This is a genomic window from Streptomyces sp. WZ-12 (assembly GCF_028898845.1).
Classification (GTDB): Bacteria; Actinomycetota; Actinomycetes; order Streptomycetales; family Streptomycetaceae; genus Streptomyces.
The window spans coordinates 352,983-378,325 of sequence record NZ_CP118575.1 but is presented as its reverse complement, the minus strand read 5'-3'; the positions used below and the strand labels follow the sequence as shown (position 1 = coordinate 378,325).

General features: G+C 66.9%; 25 protein-coding genes and 7 pseudogenes. 13 read left to right on the top strand and 19 right to left on the bottom strand.

Going from position 1 to position 25,343, the window contains the following annotated elements:
• From PV796_RS41955 to PV796_RS41910, 10 genes and pseudogenes are all read right to left on the bottom strand, one after another.
• Positions 1–510 (bottom strand): annotated as a pseudogene (locus tag PV796_RS41955) (IS21 family transposase); the annotation flags it as partial.
• A 180-nt stretch (positions 511–690) separates the two neighbouring features.
• Positions 691–1,113 (bottom strand): hypothetical protein, encoded by a 423-nt coding sequence (locus tag PV796_RS41950; RefSeq protein ID WP_274919655.1) that lies wholly within the window; start codon positions 1,111–1,113, stop codon positions 691–693.
• A gap of 445 nt (positions 1,114–1,558) precedes the next feature.
• Positions 1,559–2,302 (bottom strand): ATP-binding protein, encoded by a 744-nt coding sequence (locus PV796_RS41945; protein ID WP_274919654.1) that lies wholly within the window; start codon positions 2,300–2,302, stop codon positions 1,559–1,561.
• The gene (locus PV796_RS41940) at positions 2,299–2,715 is read right to left on the bottom strand and encodes a hypothetical protein (RefSeq protein ID WP_274919653.1); all 417 of its coding nucleotides are present in this window, start codon (positions 2,713–2,715) and stop codon (positions 2,299–2,301) included. Before PV796_RS41940 ends, PV796_RS41945 begins: the two co-directional genes overlap by 4 nt.
• A gap of 143 nt (positions 2,716–2,858) precedes the next feature.
• Complete coding sequence (gene istB / locus PV796_RS41935; protein ID WP_274919652.1) at positions 2,859–3,656, bottom strand: IS21-like element helper ATPase IstB; 798 nt, start codon at positions 3,654–3,656, stop codon at positions 2,859–2,861.
• Positions 3,653–5,290 (bottom strand): IS21 family transposase, encoded by a 1,638-nt coding sequence (istA, locus tag PV796_RS41930; RefSeq protein WP_274919668.1) that lies wholly within the window; start codon positions 5,288–5,290, stop codon positions 3,653–3,655. Before istA ends, istB begins: the two co-directional genes overlap by 4 nt.
• 640 nt (positions 5,291–5,930) lie before the next feature.
• Positions 5,931–6,518: pseudogene (locus tag PV796_RS41925) on the bottom strand (ISAzo13 family transposase); the annotation flags it as partial.
• A 91-nt stretch (positions 6,519–6,609) separates the two neighbouring features.
• Positions 6,610–7,331 (bottom strand): annotated as a pseudogene (locus tag PV796_RS41920) (IS256 family transposase); the annotation flags it as partial.
• Positions 7,332–7,425: 94 nt separating this feature from the next.
• Positions 7,426–7,812, bottom strand: a complete 387-nt coding sequence (locus PV796_RS41915; RefSeq protein WP_274919651.1) for a hypothetical protein — start codon at positions 7,810–7,812, stop codon at positions 7,426–7,428.
• A gap of 115 nt (positions 7,813–7,927) precedes the next feature.
• On the bottom strand, positions 7,928–10,246 hold the full coding sequence (locus PV796_RS41910) for a hypothetical protein (RefSeq protein WP_274919650.1): 2,319 nt from the start codon (positions 10,244–10,246) through the stop codon (positions 7,928–7,930).
• A gap of 368 nt (positions 10,247–10,614) precedes the next feature.
• Between PV796_RS41910 and PV796_RS41905 the strand changes: the two genes are divergently transcribed.
• Together PV796_RS41905 and PV796_RS41900 are read left to right on the top strand one after the other, a co-directional pair.
• Positions 10,615–10,944 (top strand): transposase, encoded by a 330-nt coding sequence (locus tag PV796_RS41905; protein WP_274919487.1) that lies wholly within the window; start codon positions 10,615–10,617, stop codon positions 10,942–10,944.
• Positions 10,941–11,852, top strand: a complete 912-nt coding sequence (locus tag PV796_RS41900; protein WP_274919488.1) for an IS3 family transposase — start codon at positions 10,941–10,943, stop codon at positions 11,850–11,852. The genes PV796_RS41905 and PV796_RS41900 overlap by 4 nt, the downstream gene beginning before the upstream one ends.
• On the opposite strand, the gene PV796_RS41895 is transcribed toward PV796_RS41900, so the two are convergent.
• Complete coding sequence (locus tag PV796_RS41895) at positions 11,769–12,056, bottom strand: zeta toxin family protein (protein ID WP_274919677.1); 288 nt, start codon at positions 12,054–12,056, stop codon at positions 11,769–11,771. The two genes, PV796_RS41900 and PV796_RS41895, sit on opposite strands and share 84 nt — an antisense overlap.
• Here PV796_RS41895 and PV796_RS41890 point away from each other — a divergent pair.
• The gene (locus PV796_RS41890) at positions 11,973–12,191 is read left to right on the top strand and encodes a hypothetical protein (protein ID WP_274919680.1); all 219 of its coding nucleotides are present in this window, start codon (positions 11,973–11,975) and stop codon (positions 12,189–12,191) included. The two genes, PV796_RS41895 and PV796_RS41890, sit on opposite strands and share 84 nt — an antisense overlap.
• A 96-nt stretch (positions 12,192–12,287) precedes the next feature.
• On the opposite strand, the gene PV796_RS41885 is transcribed toward PV796_RS41890, so the two are convergent.
• The gene (locus PV796_RS41885) at positions 12,288–13,430 is read right to left on the bottom strand and encodes a Fic family protein (RefSeq protein WP_274919649.1); all 1,143 of its coding nucleotides are present in this window, start codon (positions 13,428–13,430) and stop codon (positions 12,288–12,290) included.
• A gap of 128 nt (positions 13,431–13,558) precedes the next feature.
• Between PV796_RS41885 and PV796_RS41880 the strand changes: the two genes are divergently transcribed.
• Positions 13,559–13,876 carry a hypothetical protein gene (locus PV796_RS41880; RefSeq protein WP_274919648.1) on the top strand — a complete coding sequence of 106 codons (318 nt, stop codon included), beginning with the start codon at positions 13,559–13,561 and terminating at the stop codon, positions 13,874–13,876.
• Here PV796_RS41880 and PV796_RS41875 read toward each other — a convergent pair whose 3' ends face one another.
• Positions 13,877–14,563 carry an IS3 family transposase gene (locus tag PV796_RS41875; protein WP_274919647.1) on the bottom strand — a complete coding sequence of 229 codons (687 nt, stop codon included), beginning with the start codon at positions 14,561–14,563 and terminating at the stop codon, positions 13,877–13,879.
• A gap of 14 nt (positions 14,564–14,577) precedes the next feature.
• Here PV796_RS41875 and PV796_RS41870 point away from each other — a divergent pair.
• Positions 14,578–14,700 (top strand): annotated as a pseudogene (locus PV796_RS41870) (IS5/IS1182 family transposase); the annotation flags it as partial.
• Between the two features lie 94 nt (positions 14,701–14,794).
• Here PV796_RS41870 and PV796_RS42630 read toward each other — a convergent pair.
• Positions 14,795–15,226, bottom strand: a complete 432-nt coding sequence (locus tag PV796_RS42630) for an ImmA/IrrE family metallo-endopeptidase (protein ID WP_446750728.1) — start codon at positions 15,224–15,226, stop codon at positions 14,795–14,797.
• A gap of 178 nt (positions 15,227–15,404) precedes the next feature.
• Between PV796_RS42630 and PV796_RS41860 the strand changes: the two are divergent.
• Positions 15,405–15,692, top strand: a pseudogene (locus tag PV796_RS41860) (transposase); the annotation flags it as partial.
• Positions 15,693–15,722: 30 nt separating this feature from the next.
• On the opposite strand, the gene PV796_RS41855 reads toward PV796_RS41860, so the two are convergent.
• Together PV796_RS41855 and PV796_RS41850 are read right to left on the bottom strand one after the other, a co-directional pair.
• A complete protein-coding gene (locus PV796_RS41855; RefSeq protein ID WP_274919645.1) occupies positions 15,723–16,634 on the bottom strand; it encodes an IS3 family transposase in 912 nt (303 codons plus the stop codon).
• Positions 16,631–16,960, bottom strand: coding sequence for a transposase (locus PV796_RS41850; protein ID WP_274919487.1), 330 nt, complete (start codon positions 16,958–16,960; stop codon positions 16,631–16,633). The genes PV796_RS41855 and PV796_RS41850 overlap by 4 nt, the downstream gene beginning before the upstream one ends.
• Between PV796_RS41850 and PV796_RS41845 the strand changes: the two genes are divergently transcribed.
• The 4 genes from PV796_RS41845 (at position 16,946) to PV796_RS41830 (ending at position 21,539) form a co-directional block, all read left to right on the top strand.
• Positions 16,946–17,176, top strand: coding sequence for a hypothetical protein (locus tag PV796_RS41845; RefSeq protein WP_274919643.1), 231 nt, complete (start codon positions 16,946–16,948; stop codon positions 17,174–17,176). The genes PV796_RS41850 and PV796_RS41845 overlap by 15 nt on opposite strands.
• The gene (locus tag PV796_RS41840) at positions 17,176–17,961 is read left to right on the top strand and encodes an IS3 family transposase (protein WP_274919491.1); all 786 of its coding nucleotides are present in this window, start codon (positions 17,176–17,178) and stop codon (positions 17,959–17,961) included. The genes PV796_RS41845 and PV796_RS41840 overlap by 1 nt, the downstream gene beginning before the upstream one ends.
• A gap of 183 nt (positions 17,962–18,144) precedes the next feature.
• Positions 18,145–19,002: a hypothetical protein gene (locus tag PV796_RS41835; protein ID WP_274919642.1), complete on the top strand. Its 858-nt coding sequence runs from the start codon at positions 18,145–18,147 to the stop codon at positions 19,000–19,002.
• Complete coding sequence (locus PV796_RS41830; protein ID WP_274919641.1) at positions 18,999–21,539, top strand: integrase; 2,541 nt, start codon at positions 18,999–19,001, stop codon at positions 21,537–21,539. The genes PV796_RS41835 and PV796_RS41830 overlap by 4 nt, the downstream gene beginning before the upstream one ends.
• Before the next feature lie 86 nt (positions 21,540–21,625).
• On the opposite strand, the gene PV796_RS41825 is transcribed toward PV796_RS41830, so the two are convergent.
• Both PV796_RS41825 and PV796_RS42625 read right to left on the bottom strand, forming a co-directional pair.
• Entirely contained in the window at positions 21,626–21,784 is a 159-nt protein-coding gene (locus PV796_RS41825; RefSeq protein ID WP_274919640.1) for a winged helix-turn-helix domain-containing protein, read from the bottom strand.
• Positions 21,781–21,939, bottom strand: a complete 159-nt coding sequence (locus tag PV796_RS42625) for a helix-turn-helix domain-containing protein (protein WP_274919519.1) — start codon at positions 21,937–21,939, stop codon at positions 21,781–21,783. The genes PV796_RS41825 and PV796_RS42625 overlap by 4 nt, the downstream gene beginning before the upstream one ends.
• A 297-nt stretch (positions 21,940–22,236) precedes the next feature.
• Here PV796_RS42625 and PV796_RS42160 point away from each other — a divergent pair, with 297 nt between their 5' ends.
• Both PV796_RS42160 and PV796_RS41815 read left to right on the top strand, forming a co-directional pair.
• A complete protein-coding gene (locus tag PV796_RS42160) occupies positions 22,237–22,380 on the top strand; it encodes a hypothetical protein (RefSeq protein ID WP_342456990.1) in 144 nt (47 codons plus the stop codon).
• A gap of 408 nt (positions 22,381–22,788) precedes the next feature.
• Positions 22,789–24,264, top strand: a complete 1,476-nt coding sequence (locus tag PV796_RS41815) for a peptidoglycan D,D-transpeptidase FtsI family protein (protein ID WP_274919639.1) — start codon at positions 22,789–22,791, stop codon at positions 24,262–24,264.
• Positions 24,265–24,302: 38 nt separating this feature from the next.
• Here the strand turns inward: PV796_RS41815 and PV796_RS42155 are convergent.
• A pseudogene (locus PV796_RS42155) lies at positions 24,303–24,461 on the bottom strand (NF041680 family putative transposase); the annotation flags it as partial.
• 112 nt (positions 24,462–24,573) lie between these two features.
• On the opposite strand from PV796_RS42155, the pseudogene PV796_RS41810 reads away from it, so the two are divergent.
• Positions 24,574–25,341: pseudogene (locus tag PV796_RS41810) on the top strand (IS5 family transposase).
• Positions 25,342–25,343 lie beyond the last annotated feature (2 nt).

Genomic DNA, 25,343 nt, shown 5'->3' with positions numbered 1-25,343 from the left:
CGACCGGTCCCAGGCCGGGACCACCACCCGGTAACGGGACCACGCCAACCACGCGCAGAACAACAGCGTTTGGCGGGGCTCGCCACCGCCTGGGCCAGGCACTTTCGGTCCCCAACCCCAGTCGAATTGGCACCAGAGCGCAGGTTCAGCGATCCATGGGCGATACGTTCTGCGGTGGCCGGCCTTCCACCGTTCCTTCGCCTTCGCCACCGCCCGGCGGGTCGTGCGCTCATCACCGGTGAAACCCAGTAGTTGCAGGCGTTCGTGGAGCTTGTCGGCACGGACCTTGCCCTGCGAACGTTCGACCCACTCCTCGATCTTCGGCATGAACGGGTCGATCAGCTTCGGGCGGACGATCGGTCCGTCGACGGGCATCCCCCTGTCCCTCATCCGTGCGTACCGGCGCACGGTCTTGGGATCAACCCCCGCCAGCTGAGCCGCCGAGTACACGCACTCGGTGGCATCCAACGCCTCGAAGATCTCCATCACTTCCCTGGCATTCTTCTTCACGATCCCTCCGGGAGGAGTCGCTCATATGTGATCGGGCAATCACGAGCAAACCCCCGGAGGGATTCATCTGTTCGGAATGGATGTTCGGACTGCCTCGAATAGCCCAATCACCAGGGAGATGAGCTGTCCGCCAGCCAAGACCCGGAATGACCGTCTACCTGGATCTTGCGCTGTCCGCTGTCAACGCTCGCGGCCGTCCTCGCTCTGCACCAGATCGTTGGCGAGCTCCTGCTTGGTGCAGCGTGCGAGATCCGCGCGCGAAACGCGCCACCTCCTGAGGATCAGGGTCATGATCTCCGTCTTGGAGTGGTTGTCCATCAGAGCGTTCCTACGCTGAAGGAGCTCGTTGGCGAGCTCGACTTCGGCTGCGGGAGTCGGCGTGACCGCCCTGCGGATGCTCTCAGGGTCCTCATCCGCGGGAAAGAGCATGACGCAGTGATCGTGCGGCACTGCAACAGCGATCAGGCCCGGATTCTCGGCCTGCGCCTCGGCGGTGGCGCGTACCCAGTTGAGGGCTTCGTGGTAGCTGAAGTGTGTGCCCTGCTCGCGTGCGGTGCGCTGGAGTTCGCGGGCGCGCTGCTGCTCGGTCGTGCGTTTGGTCATGGACGGGTCCTCTCGGCACCGGGTTCTCGCCCCCACACGGCAACCCCGGCTCGATGGATCGTCAAGTTGTTCGTCAAGCGGTCCGTTGATCCCGGAAGACCTTCCACCAGTGTTCCAGGCAGTGTGGGTGTCCCGGGTGTGGTGTGGGCGTCGGCGCAGCCCAGGGCGTCAGCCCCGCGGGCAGGATACCGGCTCGGGTGTCGGCTCATCCCTTCGCCGGTGACGACGAAGGCGGTGGCGTTGTCCGCATACGGGTCGTTCAGCTCATGTCCGTGCCGGACAGCGTCGCGGACGAGGCGCAGTCGAAGGGTCACTTCAGGTCTCCGAGGCCGGTTTCGCTGGTGGTGCCCGGGCCGGGGTGCAAGGTGATCCGACCGGACGCCGGATGGTGGGCAGCCAGGGCGGTATGGGCGGAGGCGCGACGAGGGGCATGACGGTGTGGTGGTCAGGCGAGGCGGCTGAAGGCCCAGCGCAGCAGTTCCTGGTCGACGCGGGGGCGTCCGGTGCGGGCCAGGGCGGTGCGGGTGTGGGCGGTCAGTTGGGCCCAGGCGCGGAAGTTGCCGTGTGCGGCGTGGCTGTCGGCGAAGGTGATGTCGTCAGGGTCGGCGTCGGCCCAGATCGGGTGGAACAGCGGGATGGCCTCGAGGACTTCGCTGGGAGCGAGGCGGGAGAAGTGCTGCCAGATGAAGATGCGGGAGGAGAGCATCGGCTCGCGGCGCAGCACGGTGTGGCAGGCCTCGCCTCCGACGAAGATGACCGCGAGCTGGGTTGAGGGTTCATCCCACAGGTAGCGGAAGTATTCGAACGCCTCCCCGTTGAGCCACTGGGCCTCGTCCACCAGGAAGGTGCGGGGACGTTCAGCCAGGGCGGTCTTCAACAGGCGGTCGAACTCGCTGGGGTGGCGCGGTGGTTCACCAGCCAGGTCGAGAGCGGTGAACAACTCGTAGCGCACCGCGCGGGCGGTGGGCCGGGCCCGGAAGGTGATTTTACGGACGTCTTCGCCGGGTTCGAGTGCGCGCAGGCAGGTGTTGACGGCGAGGGTCTTGCCGAAGCCTGCGCCACCGTGGATACACATCATGGCCCGCGCGGCGACCGTGTCGGCGATGTTCTCCCGAGCGGTGAGCAGAGCGCGAGTGGTGACCACGGACGCATCGGGCAGGTCGACGTACTGGTAGGTGGCTACGGTCACGAGGCGTCTCCGTCTTCAGCAGGGTCTGCGGCTCGTCTGGGCGAACCGTCGGGAACGGGTTCGGGCTGGAGCGGAACAGGGCGGTCCGGCGTGGTCCGGGTGGCGAGGGAGGGCGGTGTGCGCCAGTCGGCCGGGGGCGCGGCGGGCGGGATGAGGTCCGGCAGCGCCAGCTTCGAGGCGTCGGTGTGCTCGACGGCGGCCAGTTCGTCCCCGGCTTGAGCGGCGGTGAGGGCTCCCAGCCGTTGGGCCGGCCCGGCCGTGGTGGCCGGGGCGAAGCGCTGTCGGCGCAGCGTCTCGGCGGCTTTCACCTCGGCGCGCAGACGTCGGGCACGCTCCGCACGGGCTGTGCGCAGGGCTTTGAGTTGTTCGGGGGTAGCCGCGTCCGCGAGGTGCGCGGGCCTGGCTTCGTTCACTTCAAGCAGCAGCGTTTGTCCATCGGTTTGGGTGGCGATGAGCGGCCAGCGGGGCCGTGGATGTTCACGAGAAATGACGTCACTTCGTGGGACGGCCCGCCGCCCGTGAGGGCGGCGGGCCGTCGAGATGGGGCCTGCAGGTGTCAGCCGGCCTTGGCCGGTTCTTCCACCCGGGCCCGGGTGGAAGCGAGCCGGTAGGAGTCGGTGCCGGTCTCGATGATTGCGCCGTTGAAGGTCAGGCGGTCGACGATGGCCGCGCAGAGACGGGGATCGGTGAAGGTCTTTGTCCACCCGCCGAACGACTCGTTGGAGGCGATGGCGACGCTGTTCTTCTCCTCGCGTTCGGTCAGGACCTGGAACAGCAACTCGGCTCCGTGCCGGTCCAGTTCCATGTATCCGAGTTCGTCGATGCACAAAAGATCGACGCGGCCGTAGCGGGCGATGGTCTTGGTGAGCTGCTTCTCGTCGGCGGCTTCGACCAGCTCGTTCACCAGTTTCGTGGCGAGCGTGTAGCGGACCCGGTAGCCCTTCATCGCCGCCTCGGTGCCCAGGGCGATCAGCATGTGCGATTTGCCGGTGCCGGAGTCACCGATCAGGCAGAGCGGCTGCCCCTTCTTGATCCACTCGCAGCTGGCGAGCGTGTTGATGGTGGCCGCGTCGATGTTGGGGTTGGCGTCGAAGTCGAAGGTCCGCAGCGACTTTTCTCTCGGGAAGCCGGCGGCCTTGATCCTGCGTTCCGAGCGGCGGCGGGACCGGTCGTCGCACTCGGCCATCAGCATCTCGGCAAGGAAGCCGCGATAGGTCAGCTGGTCCTTCACCGCCCGGTCGGCGATGTCGGCGAACTCCTTGCGGATCGACGGCAGCCGCAGCATGCGGCAGGCGGTGTCGATGGCGGTGGTGGCGGCCTGCTCGGTCAAGCCTCGCTGGCGGGGCAGGGTCACTGGGCTTCTTCCTCTCGGTGGGCGCCGCCGCTGGCGCGACGACGTCGGAGCAACTGGTCATAGGGGGTCACCGAGGGCAGCGGCCTGGTGTCCGGCGGAAGGTGGGCGAGCTTCCACTCGTGCAGAAACGTCACGGTCCCCGACGGCTGTCCCGCTTCGGTGCCCGACGAGCCGGGGGCAGCTGGCTCGTCCTCGGCCTGGGCGGCCTTGCGGGCCTCCAGGGCGACCGCGTCCGCGGTCAGAGCCCCGGCCCGCAGGGCCGTGGCCAGCCCGGCGACCAGGTACTCGTGAGGGATGTGTCGGCCCAGCAGCAGCACCTCGATCAGGGCTCGGGTGCCGTCCCGCTCGCCGTGGACTTTGCGGGCCTGATCCCACCAGGCGTCATGGACCGGGGTGAACTTGCCTGCAGAGCGGGCTTGTTCGAGGGCGGTGGCGCCGGGGAAAGCGCCCGGCTTGCGGATCAGGGCCTCCAAGTAGTGGTCCAGATCCAGGCGGCAGCTGGCCTTGGCGATCAGCCGCTCGTGCCGGGCCACTTCCACGTTCTGGTCGTAAACCACCAGGTGGGAGGCGTGCAGGACGACGCGGACCCGTTTGCCGATCAGGCGGACCGGCACTGAGTAGCGGTTGGTGCGGACGGTGATCTGGCTGTAGCGGTCGACCCTGGGGGTGAACACCCGCCCGGTCTCGAAAGGTTCCTGCGGCAGTGGCAGCAGCAGCGGCTGTTCGACGGTGAAGTAGTCGTCGATGGTCTGCGAACGAGAGCCGATCCGGCGTCGGCCGTCGTGCAGGTCCCACTGCTCGACCATCTCGTTCAGCTCCGCCAGCGAGGAGACTTCCGGCACCGGGGTGAAGTGGTTTCGGCGGAAGTAGCCGATCTGTCCCTCGACACCGCCTTTCTCGTGGGCGCCGTCGATGCCCGGGCGGCAGTAGAAGCTCTCGATGCCGAAGTGCGATCTGAACGCGATCCACCGGTCGGTTTCCACCCTCGCCCGGCTCAGCCCCAGCACCTGGGCGACGGCGGCCTTGAGGTTGTCGTAGCGGACGCGGCCCCGCGGGACTCCACCCAGCGTCCGCAGCGCGTGCACGTGGCCCTCGAAGAAGGCTTCCTGGCCGGCGGAAGCGAACACCCGGTGGACGGCCTTGCCCGAATACGACAGGCGGAAGGAGAACAGGTAGCAGGTCACCAGCTCCCCTCCGAGCCGCACGGCCACGTCGCCGAAGTCGACCTCCGCCTCCATGCCGGGTGGGTGGGTCTGCGGGACGAACGCTTCGATGGGCGCCTTCCCCGCCTCCACCGCGATCTGCGGCTTCCGGTCGGCGACATAGCGCCTGACCATCGGATAGGACACGTTCGCACCATGCTCATCGAGCAGCCGATGGAAGATCCGGGTGACCGTGTGCCGCTGCTTGCGCGGCGCGCCCAGGTCCGCCCGCAGGATCCCGTCGATCAGCGTCTTGTACGGATCAAGCGCCGACGGCCGCGGCGGAAGCTGCTTGCGCGGCTCCGGCCAAGCCGAGTCCAGGGCCTTGCGCACCGTCCGCCAGGCGACGTTGTACTTGCGCTCCAGCTCCCGCATCGTCACGCCGGCTCGGTGGTCCCGACGAATCGCCGCGTACAGCTCGACCTTCGACATCTGCGGCATGACCAGGGCCTTTCACCGGGAACACCTCGATGCTGTCCTGGCAAGCCCCCCACTGCCTTCAAAACTCGTGAACATCACCCGACCGTGGAAACGGGCGCCTCCCAAACCCGTGTACAACCGCCGTCACGGCTCGTGAATAAAGCCACCAGCCCGATCGAATTCGAGGAGAAGTACTACGCCGAGCAGGCAACGGCCGAACGAGCGAACCTGAAACCCCGTCAACCCCTCCTGACCAGCTGATCAGCGCCTCCCGAACGACGGGGGAACCTCACCCCGACGCCTTCGCGATGTCGATCGCCGCGACCCTCTCCACCATCTCCGGGCCCTGCTCGCTCTCCTCCACAGCCGTCTCTGTCATGCCCACTCGCCCCTTTCCATAGTGCCGTCGTCCAAGACGGCGCCCGCCCCAAAGGGGCCACGGGGAAGCGAAATCTGACCGGCGTGCTCTACGGCAACAAGGCAAGGCCCCGCGACGGCCCCTGCACCAGACTGACCTGCGGGCTTGAAGTCCCAACGAGACACCGGAGTCGGCGAGCGGGCGCCAAGATCACTTTTCACGCCGGCAAGGCGTCCCCACCAGGGCCAGAAGGACTGACCAGCGCATTCACTCGTCTCGTGCAGCATCGTGTCGCACTTCCTTCTTCTTCGCGTCCACGCTGATCACCGGCTCGCCCGCGGCCTGGTGCTGTTTGACCTGCTCGTTGATATAGCGGAACTGCGCGTCCCGGTCCGGGTGTTGGTCGCCTTCCAGGGTCTTGGCGGTGCCCTGCAGGCTGAATCCCTGCTCTTTGAGCATCCGGCCCACCGTGGGCGCGGTCACCCGATGCCCTTGCCGGGACAACTCGGTGGCCAGGTGCCGCAGCGACTTCGCCGTCCAGCGCAACGGCGACATCGGATCACCGCGCTCGTCCGGCTCGACCAGCGCCATCAGCGCCGGAACCAGCCGAGGGTCGACGGCCTCGGCCCGCATCCGCCCGCCGCCAGGACGCCGGACACGTCCCTCAGGCAGCGGGTCGACTCCGGCTTCGAGTTCGAACACGCCCTTGCGGACAGTCGTCTCGCTGACCTCGGCTATCCGCGCAACCACACCGACGCCTCCATGCCCGAGCAGCCGGGCCTCGGCCGCCAGCGCCAGACGCCGCTGACGCTCGTTCAGATGCGGGAGCAGAACGTCGAACCGTCGCGCCAACTGGCCGCGGACCTCGTCGGATATGCGCATACCACATCAACGAGATCGTTTCCGCGAAGCAACGCGTTGTTTCTTGACGGCTTCAGTGAACGACACAGGTCTGGGTGATGGCCTGGGGCTAGACGGCCTCGATCGCCTCGGGCAGCCCCCTCAAGCCGTCGCAACAGAGGATGAGCGCGTCCGTGAGGCCGCGGTGCTTGAGCTGGGTCAGGACGTGGAGCCAGAACTTCGCGCCCTCACCGTCCTGGAGCCAGATGCCCAGGACGTTCTTGATGCCGTCGGTGTCGACGCCGATGACCAGGTGGGCGGCCTTGTTGACGACGTGTCCGTTGTCACGGACCTTGATGCGATCGCGTCGATGTAGAGGATCGGGTAGCACTCGTCGAGCGGACGGTTCTGCCAGCCGGTGACCTCGTCGGTGATCACGTCGGTCACCTTCGAGACGAGTGCCGGGGACACCTCGGCTCCGTAGACCTCATACAGGTGGGCGGTGATGTCGCGGGTGGTCATCCCGCGCGCGTACAGCGACAGGATCATCTCGTCGACCTGCCCCAGCCGCTGCGTGCCCTTGGGCACGACCTTCGGCTCGTACTCGCCCCGGCGGTCCCGCGGCACCTCGATCTCCACCGGACCGGCCGTGGTGGTCACCGTCTTCGGATACGAGCCGTTGCGGTTGTTCCCGCTGCCACGCCCGGCCGGATCGCCTGCCTCGTAGCCGAGGTGATCGCTCAGCTCGGCCTGCAGGGCCCGCTCGATGACCTGCTTCATCATCTGCTGCAGCAGACCGTCCCGCCCGTCCAGCGCAATCCCGGAGTCCTTCGCGTCCGCGATCAGCGCGTCGATCGCCTCGGCGACAACGCCCGCGTCGCCCGCTCCGCGGCCTCGCTGCGGACCGCCTCAGATTCCTGCCTCGATATCACTATGCGTCACTTTCCGTTCAGGGCAGGAACCGGAACCAAATAGGAGCAATCATCCCCCACTCACACACTCTGGTGTACACCCTCCGACGACCGCCGGTAGTCCACCGCGAGCGCGTCCACCGCCGCCGCCTCGTGCCAGCGTGGCACGACGGACCCACCACCGGAGCTGGGGCCTTCTCGCTCACGGAAGGCGCCTCGCACACACCGGCATCAGGCGCCTGCGCCTCCTCGCCCTCACCAGCCAGGGCCTCGGCGAGTTCCGTCCGGGCGATCACCCGCCGTTCCAACACCGCCTCTGCATCCGCGAGTTCAGCAGCGATCCGCTCCAGCTCGACGCGAAGCTCCTCCGCCCGCACCCGGGCAACCGCCTCCCGCTCCTCCAGCAACCCCATCACCGACGGCATCGGACATCTCCACATCACCGAGAACTGACTGATCGCCCGAACTCTCCCGCAGCGACACCGAAACCATGCCTGAACAGCGGAAACTCAACGCTCACATCCGGAAAGACAACGGCTTCTAAAGGGCCACCGCCACCTGAGGATAGGTGTCGCCGGCGTGGCCTGTGCAGGCGACCTGGGTGAAGCCCCCCTCTGTAGGGGCCGGGGTGAGCTGGTCCGCGCCCTGTCCCCAGACGCGCAGTTTGCCGTCCTTGTCAATCGCCACCGCCACGTTAAGGCCGGTGGCGCTGCAGGTGACCTGGGTGAAGCCCCCCTCTGTAGGGGCCGGGGTGAGCTGGTCCGCGCCCCGTCCCCAGACGTGCAGTTTGCCGTCCTTGTCAATCGCCACCGCCACCTGAAGAGAGGTGCCGCCGGTGCCTGCGCAGGCGACCTGGGTGAAGCCCCCCTCTGAAGGGGCCGGGGTGAGCTGGTCCGCGCCCCGTCCCCAGACGCGCAGTTTGCCGTCCTTGTCAATCGCCACCGCCACCTGAGGATAGTCGTCGCCGCCGTAGCCTGCGCAGGCGACCTGGGTGAAGCCCCCCTCTGTAGGGGCCGGGGTGAGCTGGTCCGCGCCCTGTCCCCAGACGCGCAGTTTGCCGTCCTTGTCAATCGCCACCGCCACTTTAGGATGGGTGCCGGTGCCGACGCCGGTGCCTGTGCAGGCGACCTGGGTGAAGCCCCCCTCTGAAGGGGCCGGGGTGAGCTCGCCCGCGCCCCGTCCCCAGACGTGCAGTTTGCCGTCCTTGTCAATCGCCACCGCCACCCGAGGATAGGTGCCGCCGCCGCTGTAGTTGCAGGTGACCTGAGTGAAGCCCCCCTCTGTAGGGGCCTCAGCGAGCTGGTCCGCGCCCTGTCCCCAGACGTGCAGTTTGCCGTCCTTGTCAATCGCCACCGCCACCTGATGATCGTAGAATCTGTAGCCGGTGCCTGTGCAGGCGACCTGGGTGAAGCCCTCCTCTGTAGGGGCCGGGGTGAGCTGGTCCGCGCCCCGTCCCCAGACGACGAGGCGGGCAGGAGGGACGGTGATGGTGAGGGGGGTGGAGGCTGGGGAGGGGTCGCTGCCGGGGACGGTCTGGGTGGCGGTCAGGCTGTGCGCGCCGACTGCCAGGTCTGTGGTGGGCTGGAGTGTCCAGGTGGTGGCGGTGCCGCCGGGAGTGACGGTGGCGGGGGTGATCGTTCCGTTGGTCGTTGCCACGGTCACGGTCGCACCGGCCACACAGGTTCCCGTGATCTGAGGCCTGCGCCCGGTGTTGCCTGCGGGCGGCTCAGTGATCGTCGGGGCGGCAGGTGTAGCAACCACGGTGATCGCACGCGGGGTGGAGGCTGGGGAGGGGTCGCTGCCGGGGACGGTCTGGGTGGCGGTCAGGCTGTGCGCGCCGACTGCCAGGTCTGTGGTGGGCTGGAGTGTCCAGGTGGTGGCGGTGCCGCCGGGAGTGACGGTGGCGGGGGTGATCGTTCCGTTGGTCGTTGCCACGGTCACGGTCGCACCGGCCACACAGGTTCCCGTGATCTGAGGCCTGCGCCCGGTGTTGCCTGCGGGCGGCTCAGTGATCGTCGGGGCGGCAGGTGTAGCAACCACGGTGATCGCACGCGGGGTGGAGGCTGGGGAGGGGTCGCTGCCGGGGACGGTCTGGGTGGCGGTCAGGCTGTGCGCGCCGACTGCCAGGTCTGTGGTGGGCTGGAGTGTCCAGGTGGTGGCGGTGCCGCCGGGAGTGACGGTGGCGGGGGTGATCGTTCCGTTGGTCGTTGCCACGGTCACGGTCGCACCGGCCACACAGGTTCCCGTGATCTGAGGCCTGCGCCCGGTGTTGCCTGCGGGCGGCTCAGTGATCGTCGGGGCGGCAGGTGTAGCAACCACGGTGATCGCACGCGGGGTGGAGGCTGGGGAGGGGTCGCTGCCGGGGACGGTCTGGGTGGCGGTCAGGCTGTGCGCGCCGACTGCCAGGTCTGTGGTGGGCTGGAGTGTCCAGGTGGTGGCGGTGCCGCCGGGAGTGACGGTGGCGGGGGTGATCGTTCCGGTGGTCGTTGCCACGGTCACGGTCGCACCGGCCACACAGGTTCCCGTGATCTGAGGCCTGCGCCCGGTGTTGCCTGCGGGCGGCTCAGTGATCGTCGGGGCGGCAGGTGTAGCAACCACGATGCATTCGGCGGTGGCTTGGGTGCCGGTTTCCAGGCCCGTGGCGACGATGGAGTACGTGCCGGAGGCGGGGTAGGTGTACTGGGCGTAGGCCTTGTAGATCCCGTCGAATTCGGTTACCTCGGCGTGGACTACATGGTCACCCTCCGGGCCTCTTTCGTCGTCGAAATTGACGGAGATTCCGGCGTCGGAGTCATCGGGAGGGACCTTATCGACGGTAACCCTGATGGACAGGCCGTTTGATTCGAGGCTGGCTGCCATTGTTTCCTCGCCTCCTTAGCGGTGCTGGACAACCGAGGGAGATGTCTGTCCGGTCGGCTGCGTTGGGAGAGTTGTGGGTGAAAGTGACTGCGAGACTTCTGTAACCGGCAGCCTGAGCGGATCGTCCCCGCAGCTTCGGAGGAGTTGAAGCCGCCCGTGCTCGTGGTGTGGTCCGGCCGCAGCACACGACCGGACCACACCACAGTGTCGTCACAGGCCCGCCCGGACAGGAAGGTTCCAGCGGGTACCTCTCCAGGCACCTACCCCGCCTCAAAGGGAACGCTTTACGACGTTGTCGGCTATTGCTGTTCGGGTGTGTCCCTCCCCTCGTAGCGTGGAGTCCGTGATTGCAGGGGAAGTTGGGGTTCATGGGGTCCAAGCAACGGACGTACACGCCTGAGTTTCGTGAGGGTGCTGTACGCATTGTGATCGAGACGGGCAGGTCGATCCCGGAGGTCGCCGAGGAGCTCGGCGTCCACTCCGGCACGCTGCACAGCTGGGTGTCGCGGTGGCGGCGCAACGGGTCGGCGTCGTCCGACCGGCCGGCCGAGCCCGCGCCGGGTGGACGGATGCGCGAGGCCGAGCGCGCCGAGCTGGAGCGGCTGCGGCGGGAGATGTCGGAGAAGAACAAGCGGATACGCGAGCTGGAGATGGAGCGTGATGTCCTCAAGCGATGCATGGTCCTCTGGGTGAAGTGACCGAGACGGACCCGGCCACTCTGGCCGCGTTCATCGGTAACCAGAGGACCGAGCACCGCGTCCCGCACCGTCTGGCCTGCCAGGTTCTGGGGGTGTCGGAGTCCTGGTTCTACAAGTGGCGCGTCAGACCCACCACCGCGCGTGAGGTCCGGCGCGGACAGTTGGCCGACGCGATCACGGGGATCTTCGAGGGCTCCGGCGGCACCTACGGTTCCCCGAAGGTCTGGCTCGTCCTGGTCCGCGCGGGCTGGCGGGTCTCGGTGAACACCATCGCCCGTCTGATGGCCCAACTCGGCCTGGCCGGACGGAAGGTCCGCAGCCGGCGCGGGCTGACCCGGCCCGGCAAACGGCCGGCGGCCCCGGACTTCGTGCGCCGGGACTTCACCGCGGACGCTCCGGACCAGGTGTGGTGCGGTGACATGACCGAGATCACCACCGGTGAGGGCAAGCTCTACCTGGCCACCGTCATCGACCTGTTCTCACGTCGACTGCTCGGCTACGCGATGAGTGCCCGCCATGACGCCGAACTGGTCGTGGCCTCCTTGAACATGGCCGCGGCCACCCGCGGCGGTGATGTGAAGGGCGTGATCTTTCACAGCGACCGCGGCAGCGAATACGTCTCCTGGCGCTTTCGCCGGGCCTGTCGCCGCCTGGGCGTGACCCAGTCCATGGGCCGCGTCGGGTCGTGTTTCGACAACGCCGTCAGCGAGGCGTTCAACAGCGTGCTCAAGGTCGAGTATGTCCACCGGCACACGTTCGCCACCCGCACCGAGGCTCGGCTGCGGATCGCGACCTGGACCACCGGCTTCTACAACACGCACCGACTACACAGCGTGTGTGGGTATCAGAGTCCGATCGACTACGAGCACGACCATCGCACCAACTCCACCTTGGAGCTGGTCGCTTAGAAGATCTCCACAGTTCGAGGGGATTGACAGCCTCGACGTCCGCCTGCCACCGGTACGTCTCGGGCCGCACCCGGACCCTGCAGTGCGGACATCCTCGCTGAGATAGTCCTGGTAGTGGGGGTGCATGGCCTTGTACTCATCGTGATCCACCCGCACCGCGCCGCCCCGCCGGTTCAACGCCGCCTGCACCAGGTCGGCCACCAACGTCTTGCCGCTGCCCGGCTGCCCGGCGACGAACACCACCACGGGGCGCTGCTGGGGCACCGCGCCGCGCACGGCGGCGGGGAGTACGTGGGTGGCCAGGACCCAGTGGGGCCAGTCGTCGGCCGGATCCGGTAACGGCGACGAGGGAAGGGATGGCGAACGCACTGTTCCTCCACGAACAGGTCAGGGTGGATCACGGCAGGCTGGCACGGGCCCCGTACGTCAGGGCTGTTAGGAGTCGTAGGGGTCGGCGATGGTGTGCGTGCGCTGCGCGGTAGCCAGGACGTTTGCTGGGAAGCGGGGGCCGGCGATGTAGTGGCGAGCCTTGGTCTGGCCCACAGCGGTCAGCAGCCCTGCCTTCGTCAGCGCCTGCAAGTCCCTTGTGGCCTGCTGGGTGTTGAGGGCCTCGGCCTTCTCATAGCGCGAGCGACGCACCCGGCCCACCATTGCCACCTCGTGCAGCGCGGTGATCTGCCGTTCGGTGATCCCGAGGCCGTCGGCGGCCTCCATCAGCTGCAGCCAGCACTCGTTGGACCGCTCGACACGGCGCTGTACCCGCTGGGTCTGCTGGTGGTAGGCGAGCAGGTTGAACCGAAGCCATGGTCCGGTGTCGCGCTCGGGCGAGTAGACGGGGCCGCCGACCTCGCGCAGCGTTTTGTAGTACTCCCAGGTGTTGCCCGGCATGCCCAGCCACTCCTCGATGCTGGAGAACTCCGGTGCCAGCACGCCGCCGCGGGCGATCACCAGGGTCTGCAGGGAGCGGGACATCCGGCCGTTCCCGTCCGACCAGGGGTGGATCTTCACCAGGTTCAGGTGTGCCATCGCTGCCCGCACCAGCACGTGGGCGTCGAGGTCCCCGTCGTTGAGCCAGTCCACCAGCTCCTCTGTCAGGGCCGGCAGCAGTTCAATGTCTGGGCCCTCGTAGTCGGTGGCCAGCTCGTCCCCGGGGGCGGTGATGCGGATCGCGGTGCGCCGCCACTGGCCGGCTGTGCGCAGCGGGTGGTGGTGGCCCTGCAGCATCCAGTGCAGCGCGTTGAGGAGTTCCTTGCTGTAGCGGAAGTCGGTCGCGTCGTGCAGGGACTGGATGTAGGTCATGGCCTGCTGGTAGGCCAGCGTCTCGGCCTTGTCCTCCTCGCTGGCGTCCACCGCGTCGCGTTCGCCGTCCATCAGATCGGCGACGTCCTTGGCGTCGACCCGGTAGCCCTCGATGGTGTTGGACGCGGCGATCGCACTGGCTGTTAGCGCCTTGCGCAGATCGGCCGTCCACTTCGTCGGCACCTGCTGCACCGCATGGCGCAGCTCCTCCCGGAGGGAATCGATCTGGTTCAGAACCCGACGGTCGACGGCGGCGAGGCGGGGCATCCGATACAGCATGAGCGAATGATACTTGGTAACTATCATTATGGCGAGGTGTGCCCGAAAGGGGCTACTGGACGATGTTGGCGGGAGAACGTGGGCAGGCTGACCCTGAGGTAGGCAATCCCACGCGCAGGAGCACCACCATGACCGAGCCGTCCACCAACAGCCCGACCGATGACCTGTGGCAGGCGAAAGCCCTGAATGCTCTGGACCGGGCGGTGGTCACCGACTCCGGAGTGCCAGAGGGTCGTCGCCATTTGGCGATCGAGATGGTGATCACCTTGATGAAGGCGGGGTTGCCGATCTCGGACCTGCACGCTGACGCCTTCGAGGACCGGTGCGGAGTGGCCTTTTCAGTCGTCCCTGGGCCCGGCGGACTTCAGGCGCTATGGCGACAACACCCACACATGGAGAACCAAGCCAACGACGTTGAGGTTCCCCCGTCGTTCGGGAGGCGCTGATCAGCTGGTCAGGAGGGGTTGACGGGGTTTCAGGTTCGCTCGTTCGGCCGTTGCCTGCTCGGCGTAGTACTTCTCCTCGAATTCGATCGGGCTGAGGAAGCCGAGTCGTTCCTGGGTGCGGCGGGAGTTATAGAAGCCGTCTGTGTACTCGAAGAGCGCGAGGTTCGCCTCGGCACGTGTGGCGAAGACGCGGCCGCGCACGCACTCGGTCTTGATCAGCATCCACAGGTTCTCCGCGAGGGCGTTGTCGTAGCTGTCCCCGACGGAGCCCATGGACGCGTCAACTCCTGCCCGCAGCAGGCGAGTTGTGAGCTTGATGGATGTGTACTGACAGCCGTGGTCGGCATGGTGGATGAGCTTGCCGGGCTCGACCTCGCGGGACGCGAGGGCGTACTCCAGCGTGGTCAGGACCAGGTCGGCGTCCGCGCGGGCGGAGGTCTCCCAGGCCACCACCCGGCGGGAGAACGCGTCCCGGATCGCCGACAGCCACAGCGGGCCCTCGCCGGTCGAGATCATCGTCAGGTCGGTGACCCACAGCCGGTTCGGCGCCGGTGCGGTGAAGTCCCGGTTGACCAGGTCCGGGGCGAGTGTGGCCTTCGGATCCCGGCGCGTGAAGCCTGTGCGGCGCGGGCTGATGCCCGCCAGGTCGGCCTCGCGCATCAGGCGCTCGACCCGCTTGCGGCCCACGCGTGTGCCCTCGCTGGCTGTTCGGCTACCGCCGCCTCACCGTCCGATACGAGCGGAAGGGCTCCCATTTCCTCGCCTTCCTCGGCCTGGCGGCCACCCTGACCTACTACAAGAGACTCGCAAAAGTCACCACGTGAGACGTCCTCTTAGGCGAACACCTGGGGCCTCTCCGCTGGTCAGGCTCGTTGTGGTGTCCTGCCCAACCACGGAGATGCCCCGCGCGTTCCCCCCTTACGTCGACACCGTGCCCCCGAGCCAGCGCCGCTCGTCTTCTGTATGTGCGAGCAGTCGTGCTCGGTACATACGCTCCGTTACCCCAAACTCTCTAGCGATTGTGGTGCACGAGAGGCCGGACTCTTGAGCGATAGCAAGCTCGACGGTACTGATGAGCTGCCGTGCGGCCCACATTTCGGCGGCTCGTTCTTGCGTGACGGTCTCCAAGGCAGTGACACTGTCGTCGAAGTGCGCACAGCGCTGGTGCCCCAGGGTAATGTGAGCCAGCTCGTGACAAAGAGCGCCGCGCTTGTGCACAGGGCGCAAGTCGACGCTGCAGTAGACCGCGCTTCGCTCGGCGTCCCAGGCAGCGAGGATATCTTGGAGTTGAAGATATTGGATGGAGATGCCAAGCTTTTCGAGCTCTGCCTCGGGGTCGAAAGCAGTCATACTCTACTCGCCTCCAATGCCGACGGTTGATTGAACGCCGGAATGGTAAATGCCGTCACGCCGGAGAACGAGTGAGGGCACTGCGAGGCTGAGGTTACCCAGGACGGAATTTTGCATACATTTGACTAAGAGGATGTCTCACGTGGTGATGGGCTGATCTGCGGCATCATTGTCGGTTGTGGGTGTCGATCTGTCGCAGCGGCTGGTTCCTGACGGTCTGTGGGAACTGGCTGTCCCGTTGTTGCCGTCGTTCAAAGCCCGTCCGCAGGGTGGCGGGACCGCTCCGCGCGATGAGCGGGCTGTGTTCACGGCGGTCGTGTATGTCCTGACCAGTGGTTGTGCTTGGCGGCACCTACCTGAGACGTTCGGCGTCTCACCCGCCACCGCGCACCGCCGATTCGCCGCGTGGACCGAGGCCGGCCTGTGGCGTCGGCTGCACCGCGCGGTCCTGGATGAACTCGGGGCGGTGTCAATCCCCTCGAACTGTGGAGATCTTCTAAGCGACCAGCTCCAAGGTGGAGTTGGTGCGATGGTCGTGCTCGTAGTCGATCGGACTCTGATACCCACACACGCTGTGTAGTCGGTGCGTGTTGTAGAAGCCGGTGATCCAGGTCGCGATCCGCAGCCGAGCCTCGGTGCGGGTGGCGAACGTGTGCCGGTGGACATACTCGACCTTGAGCACGCTGTTGAACGCCTCGCTGACGGCGTTGTCGAAACACGACCCGACGCGGCCCATGGACTGGGTCACGCCCAGGCGGCGACAGGCCCGGCGAAAGCGCCAGGAGACGTATTCGCTGCCGCGGTCGCTGTGAAAGATCACGCCCTTCACATCACCGCCGCGGGTGGCCGCGGCCATGTTCAAGGAGGCCACGACCAGTTCGGCGTCATGGCGGGCACTCATCGCGTAGCCGAGCAGTCGACGTGAGAACAGGTCGATGACGGTGGCCAGGTAGAGCTTGCCCTCACCGGTGGTGATCTCGGTCATGTCACCGCACCACACCTGGTCCGGAGCGTCCGCGGTGAAGTCCCGGCGCACGAAGTCCGGGGCCGCCGGCCGTTTGCCGGGCCGGGTCAGCCCGCGCCGGCTGCGGACCTTCCGTCCGGCCAGGCCGAGTTGGGCCATCAGACGGGCGATGGTGTTCACCGAGACCCGCCAGCCCGCGCGGACCAGGACGAGCCAGACCTTCGGGGAACCGTAGGTGCCGCCGGAGCCCTCGAAGATCCCCGTGATCGCGTCGGCCAACTGTCCGCGCCGGACCTCACGCGCGGTGGTGGGTCTGACGCGCCACTTGTAGAACCAGGACTCCGACACCCCCAGAACCTGGCAGGCCAGACGGTGCGGGACGCGGTGCTCGGTCCTCTGGTTACCGATGAACGCGGCCAGAGTGGCCGGGTCCGTCTCGGTCACTTCACCCAGAGGACCATGCATCGCTTGAGGACATCACGCTCCATCTCCAGCTCGCGTATCCGCTTGTTCTTCTCCGACATCTCCCGCCGCAGCCGCTCCAGCTCGGCGCGCTCGGCCTCGCGCATCCGTCCACCCGGCGCGGGCTCGGCCGGCCGGTCGGACGACGCCGACCCGTTGCGCCGCCACCGCGACACCCAGCTGTGCAGCGTGCCGGAGTGGACGCCGAGCTCCTCGGCGACCTCCGGGATCGACCTGCCCGTCTCGATCACAATGCGTACAGCACCCTCACGAAACTCAGGCGTGTACGTCCGTTGCTTGGACCCCATGAACCCCAACTTCCCCTGCAATCACGGACTCCACGCTACGAGGGGAGGGACACCGAGGCTGACCGTGGTGAGCGGGAGGACCCGCTGACCACCGAGGAGAAGGAAGAGCTTGCGCAGTTGCGGCGGGAGGTGAAGGAACTGCGCCGCGCGAATGAGATCCTGCGGACCGCCAGCGCTTTTTTCGCCGGCCAGCTCGACCCGACCCGGCCCAGGTGATGGAGCTCATCGATGAGCATCCGCATCTGGGGGTCGAGCCCGTACTCCGGGAGATCTCCGTCCTTTCCGCCACCTACTACCGCTGGCGTCGAGCCGAGAGGGAACCGTGCGAGCGCAAACGTCGCGACGTCGAGCTGACCGAGCAGATCCGCAAGATTCACACGGACTCCGGTGGGATCTACGGCTCTCCCCGTGTACACGCCGTCCTCAAACGCAAGGGCGTCCACGTCGGCCGCAAGCGGGTCGAGCGCCTGATGCGCGAGGACGGTCTGGCGGGCGTGAGCCCTCGGCGCAAGGGGTTCACGCGCCGGGATCCGAAGGCTACCTTGGCCCCGGACCTGGTGGGCAGGGACTTCACCGCGCCGGCACCGAACCGGTTGTGGGTCACCGACCTGACCATGATCCCCACCGGCGAGGGGCCCCTGTGGCTCTCCGCGATCCGCGACGCCTTCTCCCGCCGGGTGGTCGCCTGGGAGACCTCCGCCCACGCCGACGCGGACCTGGTGCTCACCGTGCTGGAGTACGCGCTCGCATCCCGCGAGGTCGAGCCCGGCACACTCATTCACCACGCCGATCACGGCTGTCAATACACGTCCATCAAACTCACAACACGCCCGCTCAGAGCGGGCATTGAGGCATCTATGGGATCGATCGGCGACAGCTTCGACAACGCCCTCGCCAAGAACCTGTGGTCCACGATCAAAACCGAGGGCATCCGCGGCCGCACCTTCACCACCAGGGCCGAAGCCAACCTCGCACTCTTCGAGTACATCGACGGCTTCTAACAACCCCCGCCGCATCCAAAAACGGCTCGGATACCTCAGCCCGATCGAGTACGAGGAAAAGTACTACGCCGAGCAGGCAACGACCGAACGAACGAACCTGAACACCCATCAACCCATCCCGACCTGCTGATCAGCACCTCCCGCACAGCGGGGGAAGCTCAGAATCCCACCTACCGCGTCCCGGTGGAGAAGCGAAAGCGCGGTGCCGGCCGCTACTACGAGACGCGGAACGTCACCGACCACGGGGCCGACTCGCGGGGGCGGCTGATCACCCAGGCCCTGGAGGCCACCCGCTTTGCCCGCACTCTCGTCGAGGGACTCGCTCCGGGCACCGACCTGATGGTCGTCTGGCGCTCGAACCGCCCCGATCGTTCACACCTCCGCAAGGACCAGGACCGGCAGCCGTCGGTCGGGTTCTTCGAGTTCGGTGTTCACACCGACGCCGCCAAGGAATGGGCCCAGGCCCAGGGGTTTCCCGGCTCCCCGTTCCAGCGGGGCCGGCGGACCGTGGTCACGGTGGACCGGCGCGAACCGACCCAGCACAGCCAGGACACCCACGACCGCAAGTACGCGCTGGTCGACAAACGCGTCCAGGGCGGGGTGGTCGAGGTGATCGCGGCCGGCGCCGAGGACGCCGAGCGCCGGGCTCGCGCCGCGGTGCTGGTGGCGCAACTGCGCGACGAGCCGGCACCCGGCGACGTCGAGACCGCGACAGCGGACTGCTCCGACTTCGACAACGGGCCCTACCCGGCGCCGGACGGCGGCTGCGGTGCCTCGTTCCTGATGTGTCTGGGCTGCGAAAACGCCAGCGTCCACCCAGGGCACCACCCGCGCCTCGTCCACCTTCATGAGGCGCTGACCAACCTGCGCTCCGTGCTGCCCCCGCCCACATGGCAAGAGGACTGGGGCGATCCCCATGCCCGTCTCGAAGACCTCAAGCGCAAGCTCGGCGACGGCCCTTGGGCTCAGGGGCTGGCCAGGGTCACAGACGCCGACCGCGAACTGATCGATCTCCTGCTGACCGGAAGCCTCGATACGTGACCACCGCCCCCGAACTCGATCCCTACCTCCTGCCGCTGCCCCTTCCGACCTCGCCCGTCATCCCGACGGCTCTCGTCGTCGCCCACGCACACCTCAACAGCGCTTACGCGGACCCGGTCTGGCTGATGGCTCCGCTCACCGACAAGCCCAGCGCGAGCAAACTCGCAGTCCACTGGCGGAACTGCCCGGTCGTCTTCCAGGACGAAGTGCGGCTGATCGCCTGGAACATGATCAACGGGCAGCTGCGGCCCACTCATCTCAAGGCCCGCGGCAACCGCCTGCGGTCCCGACTCAGCCCGGTCGGCACCGTCGACACGGTGAGATGGTGGTCGCACTTCGCGACATGGCTGACCAAGCAAGGCATCACCACCCTCGCGGACTGCGACGTCGCGGTCTTGCACGAGTACGGCATGCACCTGCGCGACAAGTACACCGGCCGTGAGTACGTGAAGAAGTGGCTCGCAGCCCTGACGCGGTTGTGGGCCTTCGACCAGCTCTCCGCCCGGCCCACCGGCATCGCCCGGCCACCTTGGGACGAGCTCGGGGCGGACGACTACCTGCCGTCCGCGACCTCCACCACCGGCGGGGAGAACGACAACGAGCCCCTGGCCGAACAGACCATGGGGCCTCTGCTCGTCCGGGCGATCCGCATGATCGACGACTTCGCCGACGACATCCTCGGAGCCTGGGACGAGAGCCAACGACTCGTCGAAGCCGCCCGCACCAACCCGACCACCCCGGCCGGACGGGACGCCCTCATGGCCCACCTGACCCCGCTCCTGAACGATCACTCTCCCTTGCCGAGCTCGATGAACCAGGGGAAGCCGAGTCTGGCCCGGCAGTACATCAGCGGCGTCACCGGAGCCTCCCGGCGCGATCTCGAATGGGCCGTCCAGCGGCACGACCTGGTCGCCACAGTCGGCCTGCGGCCAGGCCCCTGCCCCCTGGATGTTTCGGTGACCGGTCTGGTCGATGGGCAGCCATGGCGCGAGAAGATCGACTTCAACGAAGTCGCGAGCCTCCGCCGGCATCTCGGAACAGCCGCGTTCATCGTTTTGGCCTTTTTGACCGGAATGCGCCCCGATGAAATTCTCGGCCTCCGCTCCGGCTGCTGCCCGGACCCCGTCCCGGGCCCGGACGGGACCGTCGGCCGGCACCTTATCCGCGGTCATGAATACAAGACCGCGACCGACGAGGACGGCAACTACGCGGCCTCTGGCGCTGAACGCGACGTCCCCTGGGTGGCCATCACTCCCGTCGTCCGCTCCATACGTGTTCTGGAACGGATGGTCCCCGCCGGACACCTCCTGCTTGACCACGACGCACACGACCAATGCCAGCGAACCGACACGGGCTCCCTCAAGAACAGTGCCATCCGGACCCGGATCGAGGACTTCATCGCATGGTCGAACACCGAGGCCGAGGCCCAGGGAATCACCGGAGAGATCATCCCTCCCGACCCTCACGGCAACGTCGGAACTGAGCGATTTCGCAGGTCATTGGCCTGGCATATCGCCCGGCGGCCTAACGATCTCGTCGCTCTCGCCATCCAGTACGGGCACTTGCGGACGACCTTCGTCTCCGAGGGGTACGCCTCCCGCAGCCGCGACGGCATCCACGAACTCATCGACATGGAGACCGTCCTCGCCGTTGCCGACACCGTCTCCGAGCTCCATGAAAGCCTCGAAGCGGGCGAAGGCGTCTCCGGGCCCGCCGCCCGACGCGCCATCACCACCGCCACCAGTGCCGCCCTGTTCACCGGAACCGCCATCACCGCGACCACCGCCCGCCGCCTCCTGGCGAACGAGGACGCGATGATCTACGACAATCCCCAGGCCCTCGTGCTATGCCACTACCGGCGCGAACAGGCCCTCTGCCACCGCGACGAGGTCAAGGACACCCCGAGCCTGGACCACTGCGTTCCCGGCTGCGGCAACGTCGTCCGCACCGACCAGCACGCGGCCCGGCTTCGCCAGCGCGCGGACATCATCGACAAACGTGCCCCCGTTACCCCGCAACCGGTCGGGGACAGGCTGCGGACCAACGCCAACATCCTCCGCGCCATCGCCGATCACCACCGACCGCACCCGGATCACACTCCAGGAGACTGCTGCATGGCCCCCGCCCTCGACGAGCGCGAGCGCATCCGCAAGGCGATGGACCGGATCTTGAACGGCACCCCGGAGTCCTCGAACGGCGCCCTCACGATCGTTGCGCTGGCCCAGGAAGCCGGTGTTCCAAGAAATGCCCTGACCCAGCGGCATCTCGACCTGAAGAAGGAATTCTACGAACGGCTCAAAGAACGAGGGGCGGCTCTGGACGTCGAAGTCCGTCTCCGGCGGAACATCGTGAAGCTCAAAACGACGATCGCTAACAAGAACAAGGAACTCGATCAGCTCCGAGCAGACGTCCCTGCCCTCATCCGGGCCCTCAACCAGGTCACCTTGGAGAACCAGCAACTGAGAGAAGCACTCGCCCAGCCAGACCCGAATGTCGTCCCGCTCCGCGGCAGGCGACGACCCCACCCGGACGAGTGACAGCGCGACTCAGAGATCTCCGGGCGGGAGCGCCTCCGGCGCCCCCGCCCAACCCAGCATCCGGCCCCTCCGGGGCCTCCAAGATCTCAACACGCTGACTTGACAGGGAACTCATACGTGACGTGGAACCGCTCCTCGATCAGCCGGCCGATCCGCGCCAGCGTCCACCGCTGGTCCTCCCAGCCGTGCGCCATCGGACCAGCCCGCAGCAAGTCCTCCAGCTCCGCTTCCTGCCCGGCGCTCAAGTACGAGCTGCCGCCCGACCCTTCGACAGCAGAGCCTCCCGACCGCCCTCGGCCCAGACCCGACGCCACAGGCTGACCGCCTGCGGCGTCACCCCGAGCATGCCCGCGACCCCGCTCTGCCGTATCCCTTGTTCGAATAAATCAGCTGCCCGCATACGCCGCCGCTCGACCTCAACTGCCCCCAACCGCCTGCGAGTTAGAATCCCCATACACACGGTATGCCGAACAAGGCCAGATCATCAAACGCGCCGTCAAAGATCAGTACCCTGTCGACTCCTGAATTTAACAGTCAACCTAAGCCTATAGCTGCTGCGTGACGTCAATGCTTCACTTTCATACTGTCGGCGAGCTGGTCATGTAGTCCAGTCTCAGTCAGAGAACATCCGCTTTCCGGAGATTTTACTGACCAACCTGGCCAGTTCGTGTCGTACTCAACCGAAGGTGGCAATCCCTTGAAAAAACGTGAAGGCAACCAGAGGGTTGCCACCGTTTCAGCACCGCGCGACGAGATGGAGAAGGCGGCCTCGATGATCGGGCAGGGCCGGGTGCTGACCAACTCACTGATCATTGCATCCGCCACGGCCACTGCGGCCTAGGGCCTAGGGCACGTTCCGCCAGCCCACGATCACGCGCGGGAACAAGGACACGCCGACGTCCAAGCTCCCGCAGAACGCGGTCGACCGGCTGAAGGAGATGATGCGCGCCACGGTCACCGACGGCACGGGCGAAGGTCCCGGACGGCCTGCCCGGTGGCTTCGGAGCAAAGACCGGCACCGCTGAGGTCACCGAGGACGCTCCCAACAACAGCTGGATCGTGGCTCGTCGCGACAACGTCGCCATCGCGTGCGTCGTCGAGCAAGGGAAGACCGGTGGCGCTACGGCAGGGCCCATCGTCCGCAGCCTCTCCGACGTGCCCGCCGATCCGTCATGGCACCCCGACACTTGTCCCGTACCGCGCGGGCCCACCTCGACCGTACCCACCGCACGACCTCGACGGGACAACGATGAACAGACCGATCAAACACGTAGCCGTCTTCTGCGGGGTCATGGTGATGGCACTCTTCCTCCGGGCCACTTGGGTGCAGTTCGTCAAAGGCGGCACCCTGGCCGACGATCCGCACAACCGGCGGGTGCAGATCGAGGCGTTCTCCCAGCCTCGCGGCGACATCATTGTCGGAGGGGAGGCCATCACCGGTTCTGAGGCGACGCCCGGCTCGGACTTCCTGTACAAGCGGGTCTTCAAGGACGGCCCGGTGTACGCGCCGATCACGGGCTACTTCTCCCAGGCGCAAGGCGCGACCTTCCTGGAAGGCGTTTACAGTGACCTGTTGAGCGGCAAGGACGACCGACTGTACACCGGGCCGCTGGACGCGCTGACCGGTAGGAAGCCCCGGGGCGGCGACGTCGTCACCACGATCGACCCGGCGGCGCAGAAGGCCGCCTACAAGGGGCTGACGGATCTGAACGCCCAGGGCGCCGTGGTCGCCCTGGACCCGCGCACCGGCAGGATCCTCGCCATGGCGAGCACGCCATCCTACGACCCTTCCGCCTTCGCTGGCATCTCCGCCAAGGAAGGAGAGAGGTTCCAGAAGCTGGACAAGGACAAGAACAAGCCGCTGAGCAACCGCGCCATCCGCGAGACCTACCCGCCCGGATCCACCTTCAAGATCCTCACAGCGGCAGCCGCGCTCGAGAGCGGTGCCGTCACCGACATCAACGCCTCCTCCGGAGCACCGTCCCCCTACCAGCTTCCGCTCAGCACGACGAAGGTTGGCAGCGTTGTCCCCGACGCCCAGTGTGACCGCGTCTCGATGAAAATCGGCATGCAGTGGTCGTGCAACAACGTCTTCCTCGACGCAGCGCTCAAGACAGGCAGGGACAAGATGCGGGAGACGGCCGAGAAGTTCGGCTTCAACAAGGAGCAGTTTACGCCCGTGCGCGCCGTCGCCGGTGCCTACCCCGACAAGCTGGACAAGTCGCAGACCGCGCTGACCGGCATGGGACAGGGCAGCCTGGCCAGTACACCGCTCCAGATGGCCATGGTCACCGCAGGACTGGCCAACAACGGCAAGGTAATGAAGCCGTACATGGTCGAGGAACTGCGCGGCGCCGACCTGTCCACCATCGAGAAGACCGAGCCCGAGGTGCTGAACCAGGCCGTCTCCGAGAACACCGCGAAGAAGGTGCAGGAGATGATGGAGTACACGGTGACCGACGGCACCGGGGACAAGGTGCGCATCGACGGCGTCACGGTCGGCGGCAAGCCGGGCACCGCCCAGCACGGTGCCGACGTCCGCGACGAGCTTCCCTACGCCTGGTTCGTCTCCTACGCCAAGCTCAAGGACGGGTCCTCCCCGGTTGCCGTCGCCGTTCTCGTCGACCCCAAGGACATAAACATCTCCCGCTCGGACATCGCGGGCGGGCGGCTGGGTGCGCCGATCGCCAAGGCGGTCATGAAGGCCGTTCTGGACCAGCAGTAGACGACTGCATCCTGAACCGCTTCACCTGAGCTTGTCGTTTATCCAGTTCGACGCGGTTTCGTACCGACTTTGTGGTGGGCGGGGCGGCTGAACGCCTCGCCGGTGGCGAGGACTCTGCCCACGTCATGCCGGGCGGTCAGGCGGCGATTCTTCGAGCCAAATGGCCTTCCTGGTCCGGGTGTTGAGGGTTTCGGTGCACTAAGCCCTTTCCAACCTGACGTTCCGGTCCGGCAGTTGGGCTGACAACATGGTGAGGCCCCTGGTAGATGGGTTTTCGACCAAGAGAACCGGCTCCGCCAGAGGCTTCACGTGCTTGTTTACCCGTCGGGCGTCGACGTGTCCAGCTCTGCCCTGCGCTTCCTCACCCAGCAGTTGCGACGGCATCGCCACGAAATCGGCTCGCGTTGGCGGCGCCTGAGCGCTGGCCGCCAGGCCCTGCTCACTCTCGCCCACCTGAAAGTGGGCCACACGTATGCCCAGCTCGCGGCAGGGTTCGGCGTCGGAACCACGACGGCCTACCGCGCTACGTCACCGAGACTGTCGAGCTCCTGACCATCCTCGCCCCCAGCCTTCACCGACGCGGTGCGCACCGCGTCGGTGAAGGCATATCTGATCCTGGACGGCACGCTCCTGCCGATCGACCGCATTGCCGCGGACCGCCCGTTCTACTCCGGCAAGCACAAGAAACACGGGATGAACGTGCAGGTCCTCGCTGACCCCTTCGGTCGGCTGCTGTGGGCCTCACCCGCGCTGCCTGGCGCTGTCCACGATGTCCGCGCAGCCCGTGAACACGGCATCGTCGACGCCTTGGCCGAGGTCGGGATCAAGTGCTTGGCAGACAAAGGCTACCGGGGTGCCGGCGGCACCATCCGCATCCCGTACTGGGGCCGATGGGAGACCCTTTCCGCAGGCCAGAAGGCGGTGAACCGGTCCCACGCGAAGATCCGAGCGCTCGTCGAGCAGGCCATCGCAACCCTCAAGACCTGGCGCCTTCTTCGCAAACTGCGGTGCTCGACCACTCGGATCACCAAACTCGTCCAGACCGTCCTCACCCTCCAATTGACCAGCCCAGAGTGAGG